Origin of the sequence: Myxococcus sp. AS-1-15 (assembly GCF_020037055.1) — a bacterium.
GTDB classification, from domain to species: domain Bacteria; phylum Myxococcota; class Myxococcia; order Myxococcales; family Myxococcaceae; genus Myxococcus; species Myxococcus fulvus.
On record NZ_JAIQDF010000065.1, the window covers coordinates 1 to 1,435 of the forward strand.

The window sequence follows — 1,435 nt, forward strand, 5'->3', positions numbered from 1 at the left end:
AGTGCCTCCAACGAAACCCGCGGAATGCCGAAAGTCAGCGTCGCGCAAGCCGCCCGCTCCAGCATCCAGGCGGGGACCTCAATGGTCAGGTGAAAACCGGCCAAAGAGGGTCCCGTCAAAACCGGCCAAAGAGAGAGGGCCGAGACAGGAGGACTCCTACCCTGCGGACTCGGCGGACCGCAACTCCATGGCCCCCTTGGTGCGCCAGCTTCGAGGGCCGAATTGGACGACGTGGGCATGGTGCAGAAGCCGGTCGAGCATGGCGGCCACGGCGGCGTTGTCGCCCAGTAGCTTCCCCCAATCCTCCACGGGCCTGTTGGAGGTGATGAGGGTGGAGGCCTTCTCGTAGCGGCGCATGATGAGCTCGAGCAGGTCCTCTGCGGCGGTGGCGGGCAGCTTGCGCATTCCGAGGTCATCGATGACGAGCAGCGGGGCGCTGGTGAGCGCATCGAGCTTCTGTCGTCGGGTGCCCTCAAGGCTGGACTCGGCCAACTCCTCGAGCAGGTGGTGGGCCTCGCGGTAGAGGACGCGGTGGCCCTGAGACTGGATGACGGCGCGGCCGATGGCCTGGGCGATGTGACTCTTGCCGGTGCCCGGAGGGCCGAGGAAGAGCGCGTCCTCGCGCCGCTCCACGAAGCCGCCGGTGGCCAGCTCGAAGACGAGGCGGCGATTCATCTTCTTGTTGAAGTCGAAGTCGAAGCCGTCGAGCGTCTTGCCCGCGTCGCGGAAGGCGCCCTGCTTCAGGCGGCGTTGGATGAAGCTGTCGCTGCGACGTGTCAGCTCGTCGTTGACGAGTGCGGAGAGGAAGTCGAGCGGAGCGAGCTTCTCGGCCTGGGCCTGGAGCAGGCGCGCCTCGACGGCCTGGGCCATGCCAGACAGGCGCAAGGTGGTGAGGGCACGGGTGATTTCGACGAGATTCATGTCTCGGTGTCTCCTGGGGGAGGGGTGGGCTGGGTGAGGCGGGCAATGACGTCGCGGTAGTGGGTGAGCTCGCGGATGAGCGGGTCCACCTGGCGCAGGGTGACGGGAGTGGGAGTGCGCCTTTCAAGGTAGCGACGCACGAAGCGGTAGGTGGGGACGTCCACCTCGAGCGCCACCTCGCAGGCGTCGTCCAGGGCCGCGGTGCCGTACTTCCTGGCCAGGGACAGCACGCCGAGGATGCGCCGGGTGCCCGTCTCGCCTTCCCGGTGGTGCACCTCGGTGCAGAGCGTGGCGACGCTGCGTCCGGCCCGTGCGGCGCGCTCGAGCAGTTGCAACGTGGTGCGCGGCGCGTGCGAGGGCCTGTCCTCCTCGCGCGTGCGGTGGTGGCCGCGAGGCGTCCGGGTGTGCTCGCGCAGCAGCAGCCCGGAGGAGGGCAGCTGTTGCTGAGCGAAGTGGTTGATGGAGAGCGCGGTCGCGACGAGCGCGTTGGTTGCCGGGAAGAGATGTTGCAGGC

General features: G+C 68.2%; 1 protein-coding gene and 1 pseudogene. Both read right to left on the reverse strand.

Annotated elements, in window-relative coordinates; translation table 11 throughout:
• Positions 1 to 156: 156 nt before the first annotated feature.
• On the reverse strand, positions 157 to 921 hold the full coding sequence (gene istB / locus K8625_RS43520; RefSeq protein WP_223786106.1) for an IS21-like element helper ATPase IstB: 765 nt from the start codon (positions 919 to 921) through the stop codon (positions 157 to 159).
• A pseudogene (locus tag K8625_RS43525) lies at positions 918 to 1,435 on the reverse strand (hypothetical protein); the annotation flags it as partial. The gene istB and the pseudogene K8625_RS43525, both read right to left, overlap by 4 nt.

Excerpts from the sequence above, each read along its gene's own strand:
- istB (WP_223786106.1), bottom strand. The coding sequence starts at position 921 with ATGAATCTCGTCGAAATCACCCGTGCCCTCACCACCTTGCGCCTGTCT.